This window comes from Haloferax prahovense (assembly GCF_000723845.1).
GTDB lineage: Archaea > Halobacteriota > Halobacteria > Halobacteriales > Haloferacaceae > Haloferax > Haloferax prahovense.
The window spans coordinates 524,264-539,304 of the sequence record NZ_LK053000.1; the positions used below are offsets into that span (position 1 = coordinate 524,264).

A 15,041-nucleotide genomic window follows, 5' to 3' on the forward strand; every position below is an offset into this window, starting at 1 on the left:
CTCGTGGACGCCGACAAGGGGTATGGAACTCGAATTGCGCTTCTTCGCGACGTTTCGGGAGGTAGTGGGCCAGAAGTCCATCTACTGGCGGGTCGACGACGACGCGACCGTCGGAGACGTCCTCGAGTCGCTGGAAGCGGAGTACGACGGTCTCGCCGGCCGACTCATCGAAGACGGCGAGGTCAAGCCGCACGTGAACGTGCTGAAAAACGGGCGCGAGGTGGTCCACCTCGAGGGGATGGCCACGACGCTCGACGACGGGGACGCCGTGAGCGTCTTCCCACCGGTCGCGGGGGGCTGACGTGGCGCGCCGACAGCGAGCGTTCCGCGGCATCTCGCCCCGACTCGCGATTCAGTACCTCGAAGGGCTCGGCGGCGAGGCCGACGGCGACGGCCGCGTGGTCGGTCCCGACTGGACCGTCGACATCGAGACCGAGGAGGTCACGATAACGAGCAGTATCCAACTCACCGAGGTGCAACTCGCGTTCGAGGGCGACGAGGAGACGCTCGACGACCTTGTCGAGCGGTTCGCCCGCAAGGCGATGCGCGCGGGGGGATGACCGTGGGTGCCGACGGCGACCGGCGGCCGGGGCGCGAACGACTCAGCGAGCGCCTCGCGCCGGACGGCGACGACGGCTCGCCCCGCGGCGGTGCCATCGACGGCACGGCCATCATGCTCGCGGCCGCGAAGGCGAGCGTCCCCGCCAGCAGCCTCCCGCTGTTGCTCGACCGAGCGCAGGCGTACCTCGACGGTCGGGCGGGCGAGTACGCACAGGGGTTCGAATGCGTCCACGAGGACGACAAGACGGCGGTGTTTCTCGTCCCGCTGGGCCACTGGGACACGAAGGGGCTCGACCTCGAGTTCTCGCATCGCGAGGTCGACGCGGTCCGCCGGGCGCACGCCGAACACCTCCGGCGCGTCGGCGCGGACGCCGACCGCCGCGACGAGTTCGAGACGGCGCTCGAAATCCGCGAGGTCGCCGTCGTCAGGCGGTAGGCCGAAGAGCCGGCAAACCGCCCGACGATAGACGGCTATTTCGGGGGCGGCGACCTGCTACCGACAGATGCCAACCGTTTCCTCCGACCTCCTCGACGGCGTCCGGGCCGCGGGGCCGCTCCAACTCGGCATCGCGCCGTTCGGCCTCGTCGCGGGCGTCGCGGCCGTCGAACAGGGGCTTTCGGTCGCGCACGCCCTCGGCTTCTCCAGTCTCGTCTTCGCCGGCGCGTCGCAACTCGCGATGATAGAACTCCTCGGCGCGGACGCGCCGCTGGCCATCGTCGTCGGCACGGCCGTCGTCATCAACCTCCGGACGATGATGTACTCGGCGTCCATCGCGCCCTACTTCCGCGACCTGACCGCCCGGTCGAAGGCGCTCGCGTCGTACCTCCTGACCGACCAGGCCTACGCGGTCTCCATCGCCCGCTACGGCCGCGACGGCGAGACCGACCGCTTCGCGTACTACGTCGGCGCGGGCGCGTCGCTGTGGCTCGTCTGGCAGGTGACGACCGTCGCCGGCGCGCTCCTCGGCTCCGGCCTCCCGCCGGAGTGGGGCTTCGACTTCGCCGCGCCGCTGGTCTTTCTCGCCCTGCTCGTCCCCACGCTGAAAGACCGCGCGTCCGGCGCGTCGTGTCTGGTCGGCGGCCTCGTCGCCACCGGCGTCGTCGTCGCGGGCGTCCCGTTCCACCTCGACATCATCGTCGCGGCCGTCGTCGGCGTCCTCGCCGGCCTCGGCGTCGAATCACTCGGAGGCGACGCCTGAATGCCGACCGGCTACGACTCGGCGACCGTCTGGCTCGTCATCGCCCTCGCGGGCGTCCTCACGTTCGCCATCCGCGGGTCGTTCATCTACCTGTTCGGCCGCATCGACGACGTGCCGCCGGCGGCCGAGTCGGCCTTGGAGTACGTCCCCGCGGCCGTGTTCGCGGCGCTCGTCTTCCCCGCGCTCCTCGCCCCCTCCGGCGACCTCGCGGTCTCCGTCGGCAACGACAAACTCGTCGCGGGCGCGCTGGCCGCGCTCGCCGCGTGGTACACAGAACGCGTGCTCGTCACCATCCTCGTCGGCATGGGTGCGCTCTGGGTCCTCCGGTTCGTCGTCTGAATCGTCGCCCCCAATGGTCCGGTCCGTCGCCTCCCCCAAGATACTCGTCTCATGGGCGACCACGACCGCACACATGCCCTCCCCGTCCCCGCGCCTCTACTCGCTCCCCCGCGACGACGAGGGTCGCGCCCTCCTGCCGACCGGGTTCGCCGCCGGCGTCGCCGCGTTCGTCGTCGGCACGCTCGCGGTCGCCGCCTGGCTCGCCCTCGCTACCGACGGCTCGTTTTCTACGCTCGATGCTGCGACCGAGATGACCGCCGGGAAGCCCGTCCCGTCAGCCTTCGTCCCCGTCTGGACGTTCGGCGGCGCGGTGGGGCTGCCCGTTCGACTCGTCGAGACGACCGGCCCCGGTCGCGCGGTCGTCCTCCGCAACCTCGTCGATGGACTCGACGGCCCGGCCGACTCGTGGTACTGGCTGGGCGCGCTGCCGGCCGCCTGCCTCTTTCTCGCCGGGGTCGTCACGGCGCGCCTCACGGCGTGGTCCCGACGCCCCGCCGAGGGATTCGTCACGGGGGCGTCTGTCGCGCTCGGCTTCGCCGCCGCAGTCGCCGTCGCTGCGGTCGTCGCCCGCGTCGGTCTCGGCGACGTGCCCCCGAACGCGGACGGGTTCGTCCGAGTCGGTTCGACGGGGTTCCGCCCGCCCGACCTCGACGGCGACTCGGTCGGACTCCCGCTTTGGGGGGCGTTCTCCGGACTGGTGTTCGGCGTCGGCTTCGGCGGCCTCGGCGGGGCCGCCGCGGCGCTCGTCGAGAGACTCGTCGCCACGACGGTTCGAAATCGGTCGAAAAACGCGTGAATCGGTGGGAGTCGAGTGCGACCGACTCGGGCGGTCGCCTCAGTCGTCGGCGGGCGCGGGCGAGTCGCCGCGGGAGACGCCCGTGCCGGGGCCGATGTCGATGCCGAGTTCGTCGAGACGCTCGTCGGGGACGACGCCGTCGACCCACTGGCGGCGGGCGTAGTACTCTTCTTTCATCTCGTCGAGTTCGCACAGCTGGCCCTCGGACGCGCCCTGTCCGGGCATCGCCTCGTCGCCCTCGACGAAGCGTCCCGGCAGCGAGTCGTCGGCACCGTCGAAGCCGACGAGGTTGTTGTAGTACCGCTCTAACGTGTAGATTCGGTCGCCGGTTTCGAGCAGTTCCTCCTCGCTCACGTCGCGGCCGGTCATGCCGTTGTACTGCAGGACGTACTCCTCGATGCCCTCCGCGAACGCGTTGAACTTGCAGATGTCGAACGAGTCCGAGATGGCGTGCATGTCCTGGAACAGCGCCACGAGTTCGCCCTTCCCGCGCCACTCGTGGGGGTCGTGTTTCTCCGGAATGCCGAGAATCTCGGCGGACGGCGTGTAGCCGCGGAGGTGACACGCGCCGCGGTTCGAGGTGGCGTAGCCGATGCCCATGCCCTTCATGCAGCGGGGGTCGTACGCCGGGATGGTCTGACCCTTGACGGCAAGCGAGTTGTCGTGGGCGTCGAAGCGCTCGGCGAGGCCGTTCGCGCCCTCCGCGAGCGCGTCGGCGAGGTCGCCGTCGCGGTTCGCGACCTCGGTGATGAGGTCGATCATGCGCTCGGTGTCGCCCCAGTCGAGCTGTTCGCTCAGTCCGTCGAGTTTGCCCTGCTCGGACATCTCCATCGCCATCGCCATCATATTGCCCATCTCGATGGTGTCGACGCCCATGTCGTTACACCGGTCGATCATGACAGCGATTTCGTCGCGCTCGGTGTGTCCGGAGTTCGGGCCCAGCGCGTAGGCTGACTCGTACTCGTAGGACTCGCCGCGGACGTTCATCTCTTCGCCTTTGTGCATCACCGACACCTCGACTTCCTTCTTACAGGCGACGGGACAGGAGTGACAGGTCGGCTCGTCGACGAGGATGTTCTCGCGGACGTTCTCGCCGGAGACGCGCTCGGAGTCGATGTCGACGCCCTCGGCGTCTCGCATCGCCGCGGTCGAGGTGTACTTCCCGTTTTTCGTCGGGAGACCGTCGAGCTCCTCGCCCGCGTTCATCAGGACGTTCGTCCCGTACAGCGACAGGCCGCCCTCGTTGGGCGCGGTGACCTCGGACTCGCGGATGAGCTGCATCGCCTGCTGGTAGCCCTGCTTGAACGTGTCGGCGTCGGCGGGCTTCGGCATCCGCGTGCCGGACTTCACGACGATTGCCTTGAGGTTCTTCGAGCCCATGACCGCGCCCGTGCCGCCACGGCCGGACGCGCGGTCGTCTTCGTTGACGATGCAGCCGAACTTGACCTCGTTTTCGCCGCCGGGGCCGATGGCCATTATCGAGAGGTTCTTGCCGAGGCTCCCGTCGACCTCGCCTTCGAGTTCCTCGATGGTGTCGTGGACGCCCCGGCCCCAGATGTGCTCGGCGTCGTGGAGCGTCAGTTCGCCGTCTTCGACGACCGCGTAGACCGGGTGTTCGGCTTTCCCTTCGAACAGCAGGCCGTCGAAGCCGGACCACTTGAGTCGCGCCCCGCTCCAGCCGCCGTGGTGCGAGTCGGTGACGGTCCCCGTGAGCGGGGATTTCGTCACGACCGCGATGCGACCGCTCATCACCGTCTGCGTGCCGGTGAGCGGGCCGGTCATGAACGTGAGGAGGTTGTCCGGTCCAAGCGGGTCCACGTCCGGTCCCTGGTCGAAGACGTACTTCACGCCGAGGCCGCGGGCCCCGATGTACTTCCGCGCGTCCTCGTCGTCGATTCCCTCGTACGCGATGTCGCCGGATGACAGGTCCACCCGAGCGACCCTGTCGTGATAACCACCGAATTCAGTCATTGTAATCCTCGTTGATTATATACGGACGCTGTCGGGTTAGTGATTCCCACCTCCATGTAACCGTTCGAGGTTACCCCGTCGCGAGCCGACGCGGAACCGTCAGGGGATTGCGGCAATCCGTGCGACTTATCCCGGTTGCGGGCCGGCGACCCGCAACGAGACGGTTCCGGTGGCGTCGACGACGACGCTCGCGGGGCCGCGCGGCGGGCACGACCACCACGTTCCCGACACCGCTGCCCCGGTTTCGAGGCTCGCCGACACGGCGTGCGCTCCGGAGGTCGTCACGGGGACGAGTTCCCGGACTTCGCCGGGGGCGAGGGCGAGCACGCGGTCGAACGACTCGTCGCCGCTCGCGGCGTCGACCCGGAGCGAGAGTCGGTGGGGTTCGTCGTCGCGGTTGGCGATTGTGAGCGTCGTGTTCGACGGTCCACAGCCCGTCGCTCCGCTCGACACGTCGACGTACTTCGTCGGCTCGTCGGGTACTGGCCACCCCGTCTCGACGCGTCGCTCGTCGGTCTCGACGGCGACGCGGTAGTCCCCGCTTCGGTACGTCACCGGAATCGACAGCCGCGCCCCCGACGGGACGCGGTACGCCTGGTCGACGAGCACCGTGTTCCCGAGGTCGATGCGGAGCCGAGCGGTCGTCTCGGGGCCGGGGTTCTCCACGACGACGCCAGCGGGTGCGTACCACCGTGAGGAGCCGTCGCCGACGAGCGGGAGGTCGATTCTCGGCCCGTCGTCGGGGGTCGCCGCCGCGAGCGAGCACTCTCCCCGGGCGTCGCACGAGACGGTCCGCCAGAACTCCGCGCTCCCCCGGCCGAGGACGACCTCCAGCCCTTCGAACGCCGCGTCGACGGTCCACGTCGAGCGGGCCCGCAGGCCGGTGTCCGTCTCGACGAGCACCGCCGTCTCCCCGGTCGGGACCGCGACCGATAGCCCGGCCCGCTCGCCGGGCAGCAGGTCGCGGTTCTCGAAGAACACGTCGCGGTCGTCGCGGACGCCGACGACGGTCGTGAAAATCGGGTCCGGCGTCGGGTTCCAGAGCGTCAGCGACCGCTCCACGCGCGCTTCGGTCGTCGGCGTCTCGATCGGCGCGTCCGTCCCCTCCTCGGGGGTCGGCGTCTCCGTCTCCCCCTCGGGCGTCCCGCACCCGGCGAGGCCGGCGAGGCCGCCCGCGAGAAGCGAGAGGAGCGTGCGGCGCTCCATGGGCCACCTACGGGCGCGACGCATATGAACGTCTGTCGCTGCGGTCCCGTGTTCGGCCGCGGCGGCACGGTCGCACCCCCGACCTCCAAAACAGCTATTTCGTCGGCGGTCAGTCGTTTCCACGAACCAGATGGGACTCGACAGTTTCCTCGGCGCGATTGACACCGCGAGTCGGTCGCTTTCGGTGGTCAATCGCTCGGCTCCCGACCCCGTCCAGCGGATGCTCGAAACCACGTTCGCCGACCAGCCGGTCGGCGTCGACGAACTGTCCGACGACGCTCACGGCGACGACGTGGTCGTGCTCACCGAGCAGACGCCTGAGGGACGAGAGGTCGTCGCGACCTCGCCGCTGGAGGAAGTGATGAACGCCGTCCTCCTCGTGAACTCGGACCTCTACAAGACGGGACAGGCGAACCTCGCCGAGTTCGAACTCCCGTCGGTGCTCACGCGACTCGACGACGTGCCGTTTTCCCTCCGCGGCTACCCCGAATCAGACAAGGAGAAACTGCTGCTCGTGGCGATTTCGCGGTACATCGAGCGCCACGCGTGGCGCGCCGGCGACGGGAGACTCCGGTCGTCGTTCCAGCGGCTCTCCCGAATCGAAGACGAGCGGGGGACGCGGGCAGTCTACCAGAAGGTCGCGTCGACCGACGTGCAGACGCACATCTACGGAATTCCGGACTGGACGCCGCCGTTCAACTCCAAACTCATGAGCCACGGCGGCTACACCGATGACTTCTGCGACTCGTGGTTCGTGGTCTACACGCCGCCGGACGGTGGGTTGGACGGAACGACCGGAACCGGCGGTGCGGCCGACGGGGAGAAGGCGGGTGACGAGCGGAGTATCGACGGCGTGGCCCCGGGCCACCCCGTCGCCCTCCTCGCGCTCGAGACCGAACCGAAGCGCTGGGAGGGCTACTGGACGTTCCGCCCGTCGCTCGTCGCCGACATCGACCGGTACATCTCGCGGAACATGTGAGGGCCGGCGGCCGCTGCCGCCCGCCGCCGAAGCCAGACGAAGCCGCTTTACGCGCCCGTCCGATACGGGTATCCAATGAGTAAGCCGAGCCCCGAGGTCTACGAGCGGGGACGCGGGATGGACGCGCACAACAAGGTGATGCGCGACATCCGTTCGCGGAAGCAGAAGACCTACGACCCCCACGAGCCCACCCGGGTGTGGATAGACGAGGACAACACGCCCGACGGCGTCTACGACTCGCTGACGATTATCCTCAACACCGGCGGCTGCCGGTGGGCGCGCGCCGGCGGCTGTACCATGTGCGGCTACGTCGCCGAGTCCGTCGAGGGCGGCACCGTCGCCCACGAGGCGCTGATGGACCAGATTCGGGTCTGTCTCGACCACGAGGTCGAAGAGATGGACGACGGCGAGAAAGCGGGCCTGATCAAGATTTACACCTCCGGCTCGTTCCTCGACGAGCGCGAGGTGCCCGCTGAGACCCGCGACGCCATCGCCGAGACGTTCGCCGACCGCGACCGCATGGTCGTCGAGTCGCTCCCCGACTTCGTCACGCGCGAGAAGCTCGCGGACTTCACCGACCGCGGCCTCGAAACCGACGTGGCAGTCGGTCTCGAAACCGCCACCGACCGCGTCCGCCACGACTGCGTGAACAAGTACTTCGACTTCGCCGACTTCGAGGACGCCTGCGAGGAGGCCGCCGCGGCCGGCGGCGGCGTCAAGGCGTACCTCCTGATGAAGCCGCCGTTCCTCTCGGAGCCCGAGGCGCTCGACGACATGAAGTCGTCCATCCGCCGGTGTGCGGCGGTCGACAACTGCCACACCGTCTCGATGAACCCGACGAACGTCCAGCGCTACACGATGGTCGACGAGCTGTTCTTCAACGGCGGCTACCGCCCGCCGTGGCTCTGGTCGGTCGCCGACGCGCTCCGAGAGACGGCCGACGTGGACGCCATCGTCGTCTCCGACCCCGTCGGCGGCGGCCAAGAGCGCGGCGCGCACAACTGCGGCGACTGCGACGAACTCGTGTTCAAGGCGGTCAAGGACTTCAACCTCCGGCAGGACCCGACCGTCTTCGACCAGGTGTCCTGCGACTGCGAGGCGACGTGGGAGTTCGTCCTCGATAACGAGACGAGCTACAACATGCCGCTGGTCAAGTAGGTCGGCGCGTTCCGCGCCACCCGGACTCACGCCGCTCGCGCGGGCGAACGACCCTTCGACCCGGGCCGGGCCGTCGCCCGCCTGCATCTCCGACCGTTCGTCCAGTATCCCGGCTCGTTTTCTCCGATTCGACCGCGTTAGGTAGTGCTATCGGAGAGTAACTGCCCCCTAACCGTCGGATAGGATATTCGTATCAAAGAGGGTGTGAGTCGTTGTCATATTCGGTGGTTCGGACGTGTCCATCCGAGCCGCCCGCCATCATGACGAAACACACGTACAAGACCGTCTACTACGCGGATGGGTGGTTCGAGATTCGCGAAGAGGAGAACGCCGAGGCGTGGATCGCCACGGACGCTCCCTGCGCTCTCGCCCCATAGCACGCGGTACGCGGGTCGGAAACCTCGACACTCCAACATCGCTCATCGTGTACGCCGCTCCGTTCGCCAACCGACCCCGTGCCGCCCGCCACCGCGGCGGACGGTCTTTTTATACCCTATCCCTCGAAGCCCGCCAGTACACCCCGACCGTCGGTGTTGCCGAGCTGCGGTAGCGACGCCCGTTCGGGGTGCGGCATCAGCACCGCGATGGACTCGCTGTCGCCGAGGATACCCGCGACGTTCCCGAGCGAGCCGTTGGGGTTCGCCTCGTCGGTGACGGTGCCGTCCTCGTCGCAGTAGCGGAAGAGAATCCGGTCGTCGGCTTCGAGCTCCTCGTAGCGGTCGGCGTCGAGTTCGAAGCGTCCCTCGCCGTGGGCGATGGGGAGTTCGATGACCTCGCCTTCCTCGTACGCTGCGGTCCAGCGGGTGTCCGCGTTCTCGACGCGGAGGTAGACGTGTTCGCACTGGAAGCGGGCGCTCGCGTTCGTCGTGAACGCGCCGGGGGTGAGCCCGGACTCGCAACCGATCTGCGCGCCGTTGCAGACGCCGAGGACGGGGACGCCCTCTGCGGCCGCCTCGCGGACCGACTTCATGATGGGCGAGCGGGCGGCCATCGCGCCGCCGCGCAGGTAGTCGCCGTACGAGAAGCCGCCGGGGAGGACGATGCCCGTCGTCTCCTCGGGGAGGGGGTCTTCGTGCCAGACGCGCTCGGCCTCGAAGCCGAGGTCGGACAGCGCGCGCACGGCGTCGCGGTCGCAGTTCGAGCCGCCGAACTGCACGACTGCGATCATCTCAGGCCTCGACGACCGCGACCTCGTAGTCGTGGATGGTCGGGTTCGCCAGCAAGCGTTCTGCCATCTCGTCGGCGCGGGCCTCGGCCTCGTCGGCGTCGGCCGCGTCGAGGTCGACTTCGTACCGTTCGGTAAAGCGCAGCGCGTCGAGTTCGAACCCGAGTCGTTCCAGCGCGCGCTTCGTGGTCTCCGCCTCGGGGTCGAGCACGCCACGCTTGAGGCGCACCGTCACCGTCGCGGTGTAGGTGGTCATCAGGTGGCGATGCGTGGTGATGTGCAAAAACGGTTTTGGGTCGTGTTTGTTATACACGAATGTGACTACTGGTTATCGAACCGGCGACGACACCGGCAGAGACCACGCTCCGTCGTAGATGCGACAGTACTCACTAGCTGACGGCGCACCGCGAACGCATCTCGACAACTCTTTTGATTACACGTCGCAATAGTTTATTACTTTATATAAATATATAAAAAATAATTACACACATGATATATGATAATCATTTTTATACTCCGAATGAGATGGCATCTCACGCATGGCAATCGAATTCGCACAGAGTCCGCTCTTGACGTTCGTCGTCGGACTCGCGTTGGTCGTGTTGTTACTGGTCGTCTTGGACCTCCCGGCGTTCGTCGGCTTGGCGATAGCCGCGTTCGCGGTCGGCCTCGTCAACGCGGCGTTCGTCCCGGACTTCGCGCTCGCCGATGCGGCGACGAGAACGGCGACGGCGTTCGGAAACGGGATGGCCGGTATCGGGATTCCCATCCTGATGGCCGCCATCATCGGGAAGTCGATGCTCGAAAGCGGCTCCGCCCAGCGCATCGTCCGCTCCTTCCAGTCGCTCGTCGGGAGAGAAAACAGCGACATCGCGCTGTGGGGGAGCAGTACGGTGCTCGCCATCCCCGTGTTCTTCGACAGCGTGTTCTACCTCATGGCCCCCCTCGCGCGGTCGATGCGGGCGCGGATGGGCGACAACTACGCGCTGTATCTCGTCGTCGTCGGGGCCGGTGCGGCGACGGCCCACGTGTTCATCCCGCCGACGCCCGGCCCGCTCGCGGTCGCCAGCGAAATCGGGGCCGACATCGGCATCACGATGCTCATCGGCGTCACCGTCGCCGTCCCGTCGGCCACCATGGGCGGCCTCGTCTACGGCCGCTGGATTAACCGCCGCATCGACATCCCCCTCCGCGACGCGATGGGGACGACCACGGACGAACTGCAGGAGCGCGCCCAGCGCGACGTGTCGTCGCTTCCGAGCTTCCTCGAAGCCACCGCTCCCATCGTCATCGCCGTCGCGCTCGTCGGCTCGCTCACCGTCGTCAACGCCCTCGAAGGCGTGACGGTGGCCGAACCGCTCCGGCTGTTCGTCGGGTTCGTCGTCGACAACCGCCCGTTCGTCGCGTTCATCGGCGACAAGAACGTCGCGCTCACGGTCGCCGCGCTCGCCGCGGCTTACACGTACTACCGCTGGTCCGACCTCTCGCGGTCCGAGTGGGAAGACGAACTCACCGAGGCGCTGAAAAGCGGCGGCAACATCGCGGCTATCACCTCGATGGGCGGCGCGTTCGGCGCGCTCCTCGCGGCCTCCGGAATCGGCTCGTACCTCGCCAACGGGCTCGAAGGTTTCGGCATCCCGCTTCTCGTGACCGCGTGGCTCATCGCTGCCATCGTCCGCATCGCGCAGGGCTCCGCGACCGCGGCGATGCTCACGGCCGCCGGCATCATGGCCCCGCTCACCGGCCAACTCCCGGTCCACACCGCGTATCTGGTGATGGTCATCGGCGCGGGCGGCAACATCTGCTCGTGGTACAACGATTCCGGCTTCTGGCTCGTCAAGGAAATCGGCGGCCTCACGCAGGCGGAGACGCTGAAGACGTGGACGGCGCTGACGACGATTATCTCCGTGACTGGGCTCGTCGTCGTCCTCGTCGTCTCGTCGGTGCTCCCGCTGGCGTAGCGGCCTCACGCTCACGCTGGCTTTTCCTTTTTGCGGGTGATTCACGGTCGTTCCGGAGGGATTCGCTTGCGGAGAACGACAGCGGTTTACCGCTCGCCGACGCAGGACGCTATATGTTCAGCTTCGAACAGCTGGAGGTGACGGTATGACTCGCGAACTCACCGAAATCACGGTCATCGGAGGAGACAAGACCGGACTCATCGCGAACGTGACCACCCTGCTGTTCGAGCGCGGAATCAACGTCGAGGACTTAGACCAGGCGGTCCGCGAGGGAATCTTCCGGATGACCCTCCACGCCGACACCTCGGAGATGACCTGCTCCCGCGACGAACTCCGGGAGGCGCTTTCGGACCTCGGCGACGACCTCGGCGTCGACGTGCAGGTCCGGTTCCCCTCGGACCGCGAGACCCGCGAAATCGCCGTCCTCGTGACGAAGGAGTCCCACTGCCTCGAAGCGCTGTTCGAGGCGTGGGCGAACGACGACCTCGGCGCGGAGATTTCGGTCGTCATCGGCAACCACGACACGCTCGAACCGCTGGCGAGCCACTACGACGTGCCTTTCCACGACATCGGCGACCAGAAGGGCACCGCCAACGAAGAGCGCATGCTCGACCTCCTCGAACAGTACGACGTGGACCTCATCGTCCTCGCGCGCTACATGCGCATCCTCGGCCCGAACGTCGTCTTCCGCTACGAGGACCGCATCATCAACATCCATCCATCGCTCCTCCCGTCGTTCCCCGGCGCGGCGGCCTACCGGCAGGCGAAAGAAGAGGGCGTCCGCATCGCGGGTGTCACCGCCCACTACGTGACGACCGACCTCGACCAGGGTCCCATCATCGCCCAGCGCGCCTTCGACGTGCCCGACGACGCCACCATCGACGAAATCAAAGAGCGCGGCCAGCCGCTGGAGGCCGACGCGCTCCTCGAAGCCGTGAAGCTCCATCTCAACAACGATATCTCGGTCCACCGCGGGCGCACCAGTCTCCGCGAGAGCGCCGACCCCGAGCGCTACCAACTCGGCCTCACCCGCGAGGCGCAGGCGTCGAACCCCGACCGCCCGGTCGACGGCATCATCGACGCCCTCGGCGAGCGCGAGGCGCTCGCGCCCGAACCGTCCGAGGACTGAGTCGTCTCCGAGCGGGGCGACCCCCGCCAGACCTATTTTTCCGGCGACGCGACTCGGAGCCGTGCCCGTCTCCCGCCGGTATCGCGTCGCACTCGGCTGTTACGCGCTGTGGCTCGTTGCGACGGTCCTCCTCGTCGCGCACGAACTCGGCATCATCCCGCTGCTTCCCGGCGTCGAACCGGGCGTCGTGACCGGCGCGGCGGTGTTCGTCGCGCTCGGTCTCGGGAGAATGCTCCGCCGAGGCTGGCGGTTCCTCGTCGGTGACGACGCGTCGTGAGAGGGGAACAGACGAAAAACGGGGTTCTCGCTCCGCGACCGACTACAGGTCCCGAACGCGCGCCACGGCGTCCTCGATGGCCGGCGCGTCGAACCAGTCGTGGTCGACGTAGGCGTTGGTGCCGGCGCAGTAGAGGTCAGCCAGCGCCTCGACGATGTCGGCGGGGAGGTGCTCGGGTTCGACCGCGCAGTTCTCGCGCCAGTTCGGCTCGCCCGTCTCGATGGCCTCGGCCTTCGCGTCTTTCACGGCCTCGACCCACTCGGGCTGGACGCGCTTGTAGTACTGGCGGACGACCTCCTTCGAGACCTGCTGGCCGCCGTAGGAAAACCGGTTCTCGTCGAAGGTGCCGACCACGTCGCCGACCTTGACGGTGCCGTCGTGGTACAGACACTCGATTTTGCCGTCCTCGTGGTCGAAGCCGGCCCTCTCGGCGCGCTCTGTCAGTACGTGGTTCACGGCGAGCGCCAGCTCTTCGAGGCGGTCGAGGTCGACTTTCCCGGCGATGTCGTCGGCCTCCTCGCGGGAGAGATAGCGGTCCTGTTCTTCGTACTTCGTGGAGAACTCCACGACCGGCTCGGGGAGGGAGACGGCCTCGTCGGGCCACTCGTCCAGTTCGAGGCCGTAGTCAGCGGGCTCGCCGCGCCGCCGGAGGCTCGACCCCACGGGGACGGTGTTGCGGAAGACGATTTCCAGCGGGATGAGGTAGTTGTCGCCGGCAGTCTCGTGATAGGCGTCGTAGTCGTACGCGCCGTCCTCGTGGGGGAGGTCGGGAACCTGCGTGAGTTCGATGGCCATCTCCGTCGGCGGCGACTCGCACTCGCCGAGCTCCTTGACCTCGCCGTCTTCGACGACGCCGAGGTAGTGGGTCGGGACGTGGTTCACGTCGAGCAGTTCGAAGTTGTACGCGCCCATGAGACAGAGGCTCGCGCCCTTGTTCGGGACGTGGTCGGGCATCTCGCCCCAGTCGAACACCGAGTAGCGGTCCGAGAAGACGAAGCGGCCCCGCCCGAGGTCGGTCGCCGTCGGCTCCTCCTCGACGCGGAAGTCCTTCACGCTGGTCATGGTCGTCCTCTGGACTCATCCCACTAAGAAGCTTCCACTTCCGTGCGCATCTCGGCACCCGAACAAGGGAATATATACACGAACGCGCTCACCAAACGAATCGTATCGCTTTTTCGCGGCTGTACCCTCCGTTCGGCTATGGACGCTGCCCTCGAATCAGACGCCGCGTGGGTCGCCCGGCGACTCCGCGAGGCCGACACCGCCGTCGCCTTCACCGGCGCGGGGATGAGCACGGCCTCGGGGATTCCCGACTTCCGCGGCGACGACGGCATCTGGGAGACCGAGTTCGACCCGGCGTCGTTCCACCGCGACCGCTTCGTCAACGACCCCGCGGGGTTCTGGCGGGACCGCGTCCGCCTCCAAGAGCGCATGTTTCCCGACGGCGTCGAGCCGAACCCCGGTCACGACGCGCTGGCGGCCCTCGAATCGCGGGGCGTCCTCGACGCGGTCGTGACCCAGAACACCGACGGTCTCCACCGCGAGGCGGGTTCGGACCGCGTCGTCGAACTCCACGGGAACGCCGCGGAGGTCGTCTGCGAGGACTGCGGCGCGCGAACCGACGCCGACCCCGCGTTCGAGGCGGTCCGAGCCGGCGACGCGCCGCCGACCTGCGAGGACTGCGGCGGCCTGCTCAAGCCCGGCGTCGTCCTGTTCGGCGAGCGCCTTCCCCGCGTCGCCTACAGCGAGGCGAACCGTCTCGCCGGCGACGCCGACGTGTTCCTGTCGCTCGGGTCGTCGCTGACGGTCCACCCCGCGGCTGGCCTCGCCGGCCGGGCCGCCGAGAGCGGTTCGCTGGTCGTCGTCAACTTCGACGCGACGCAGTACGACGACCGCGCCGACCGGGTCGTCCGCGGGGACCTCGCGGCGTTCCTCCCCGAAGTCGAAAAACGAGCCAAGCGAGTCTGAGCGCGACCGCGCAGCCGCCCCGTCAGGAGTCGAACGGCTCGCCGTCGCGGTGGTTATCGACGTTCTCCGTCTCGGCCGCCTCCTGTTCTCGCATCTCGTCTTCGGCGTCTGGTTCTTCCCCTTCGCTCGGACGCTCGGCATCGACCTCCTCGGACTCCTCGGGCGACGACGCGCCGGCGTCGCCGCCGCCGTCGACCGTGACGCCGTGGCCGTCGTCGTCTTCGACGCTCGGTTCGCGGTCGGTCACGTCCGCTTCGGTGTCGTCGGACATCGGGGCGCTAGCTCACGTCGCCCGCGGCAAATAGGTGGTGGCCGAGTGCACGAACGCCCAC

Annotated in this window: 18 protein-coding genes; 12 read left to right on the forward strand and 6 right to left on the reverse strand. The window is 68.0% G+C overall.

Going from position 1 to position 15,041, the window contains the following annotated elements:
* The first annotated feature begins 22 nt into the window (after positions 1-22).
* From samp3 to BN984_RS02390, 6 genes are all read left to right on the forward strand, one after another.
* Complete coding sequence (samp3, locus tag BN984_RS02365; protein ID WP_004975684.1) at positions 23-301, forward strand: ubiquitin-like modifier protein SAMP3; 279 nt, start codon at positions 23-25, stop codon at positions 299-301.
* Between the two features lies 1 nt (position 302).
* On the forward strand, positions 303-560 hold the full coding sequence (locus BN984_RS02370) for a hypothetical protein (RefSeq protein WP_004975681.1): 258 nt from the start codon (positions 303-305) through the stop codon (positions 558-560).
* Positions 557-997: a hypothetical protein gene (locus BN984_RS02375; protein ID WP_049967574.1), complete on the forward strand. Its 441-nt coding sequence runs from the start codon at positions 557-559 to the stop codon at positions 995-997. The genes BN984_RS02370 and BN984_RS02375 overlap by 4 nt, the downstream gene beginning before the upstream one ends.
* A 67-nt stretch (positions 998-1,064) precedes the next feature.
* The gene (locus BN984_RS02380) at positions 1,065-1,760 is read left to right on the forward strand and encodes an AzlC family ABC transporter permease (protein ID WP_008095896.1); all 696 of its coding nucleotides are present in this window, start codon (positions 1,065-1,067) and stop codon (positions 1,758-1,760) included.
* Positions 1,761-2,099, forward strand: a complete 339-nt coding sequence (locus BN984_RS02385; protein WP_008095895.1) for an AzlD domain-containing protein — start codon at positions 1,761-1,763, stop codon at positions 2,097-2,099.
* A 73-nt stretch (positions 2,100-2,172) separates the two neighbouring features.
* On the forward strand, positions 2,173-2,895 hold the full coding sequence (locus tag BN984_RS02390) for a hypothetical protein (RefSeq protein ID WP_049968573.1): 723 nt from the start codon (positions 2,173-2,175) through the stop codon (positions 2,893-2,895).
* A gap of 39 nt (positions 2,896-2,934) precedes the next feature.
* Here BN984_RS02390 and BN984_RS02395 read toward each other — a convergent pair whose 3' ends face one another.
* Together BN984_RS02395 and BN984_RS02400 are read right to left on the reverse strand one after the other, a co-directional pair.
* On the reverse strand, positions 2,935-4,866 hold the full coding sequence (locus tag BN984_RS02395; protein ID WP_008095892.1) for an aldehyde ferredoxin oxidoreductase family protein: 1,932 nt from the start codon (positions 4,864-4,866) through the stop codon (positions 2,935-2,937).
* A 126-nt stretch (positions 4,867-4,992) separates the two neighbouring features.
* Positions 4,993-6,072, reverse strand: a complete 1,080-nt coding sequence (locus tag BN984_RS02400) for a hypothetical protein (protein WP_049967575.1) — start codon at positions 6,070-6,072, stop codon at positions 4,993-4,995.
* A gap of 130 nt (positions 6,073-6,202) precedes the next feature.
* Here BN984_RS02400 and BN984_RS02405 point away from each other — a divergent pair, with 130 nt between their 5' ends.
* Both BN984_RS02405 and BN984_RS02410 read left to right on the forward strand, forming a co-directional pair.
* Entirely contained in the window at positions 6,203-7,051 is an 849-nt protein-coding gene (locus BN984_RS02405) for a histidine kinase (RefSeq protein ID WP_049967576.1), read from the forward strand.
* Positions 7,052-7,126: 75 nt separating this feature from the next.
* Positions 7,127-8,209, forward strand: coding sequence for an archaeosine biosynthesis radical SAM protein RaSEA (locus tag BN984_RS02410; RefSeq protein WP_008095889.1), 1,083 nt, complete (start codon positions 7,127-7,129; stop codon positions 8,207-8,209).
* A gap of 493 nt (positions 8,210-8,702) precedes the next feature.
* On the opposite strand, the gene purQ is transcribed toward BN984_RS02410, so the two are convergent.
* Positions 8,703-9,377 carry a phosphoribosylformylglycinamidine synthase I gene (purQ, locus tag BN984_RS02415; RefSeq protein WP_049967577.1) on the reverse strand — a complete coding sequence of 225 codons (675 nt, stop codon included), beginning with the start codon at positions 9,375-9,377 and terminating at the stop codon, positions 8,703-8,705.
* Position 9,378: 1 nt separating this feature from the next.
* Entirely contained in the window at positions 9,379-9,630 is a 252-nt protein-coding gene (gene purS, locus BN984_RS02420; RefSeq protein WP_004975657.1) for a phosphoribosylformylglycinamidine synthase subunit PurS, read from the reverse strand.
* 283 nt (positions 9,631-9,913) lie between these two features.
* On the opposite strand from purS, the gene BN984_RS02425 reads away from it, so the two are divergent.
* The 3 genes from BN984_RS02425 to BN984_RS02435 all read left to right on the forward strand — a co-directional run bounded on the left by BN984_RS02425 (position 9,914) and on the right by BN984_RS02435 (position 12,741).
* Entirely contained in the window at positions 9,914-11,335 is a 1,422-nt protein-coding gene (locus tag BN984_RS02425; protein ID WP_049967578.1) for a GntP family permease, read from the forward strand.
* A gap of 145 nt (positions 11,336-11,480) precedes the next feature.
* On the forward strand, positions 11,481-12,464 hold the full coding sequence (locus BN984_RS02430) for a formyltetrahydrofolate deformylase (RefSeq protein WP_049967579.1): 984 nt from the start codon (positions 11,481-11,483) through the stop codon (positions 12,462-12,464).
* 61 nt (positions 12,465-12,525) lie between these two features.
* Positions 12,526-12,741, forward strand: a complete 216-nt coding sequence (locus tag BN984_RS02435) for a hypothetical protein (protein ID WP_049967580.1) — start codon at positions 12,526-12,528, stop codon at positions 12,739-12,741.
* A gap of 42 nt (positions 12,742-12,783) precedes the next feature.
* On the opposite strand, the gene BN984_RS02440 is transcribed toward BN984_RS02435, so the two are convergent.
* Positions 12,784-13,803 carry a phosphoribosylaminoimidazolesuccinocarboxamide synthase gene (locus tag BN984_RS02440; protein WP_008095879.1) on the reverse strand — a complete coding sequence of 340 codons (1,020 nt, stop codon included), beginning with the start codon at positions 13,801-13,803 and terminating at the stop codon, positions 12,784-12,786.
* Positions 13,804-13,941: 138 nt separating this feature from the next.
* On the opposite strand from BN984_RS02440, the gene BN984_RS02445 reads away from it, so the two are divergent.
* On the forward strand, positions 13,942-14,709 hold the full coding sequence (locus tag BN984_RS02445; protein WP_049967581.1) for an SIR2 family NAD-dependent protein deacylase: 768 nt from the start codon (positions 13,942-13,944) through the stop codon (positions 14,707-14,709).
* Positions 14,710-14,731: 22 nt separating this feature from the next.
* On the opposite strand, the gene BN984_RS02450 is transcribed toward BN984_RS02445, so the two are convergent.
* A complete protein-coding gene (locus tag BN984_RS02450; RefSeq protein ID WP_049967582.1) occupies positions 14,732-14,980 on the reverse strand; it encodes a hypothetical protein in 249 nt (82 codons plus the stop codon).
* Positions 14,981-15,041: the final 61 nt, after the last annotated feature.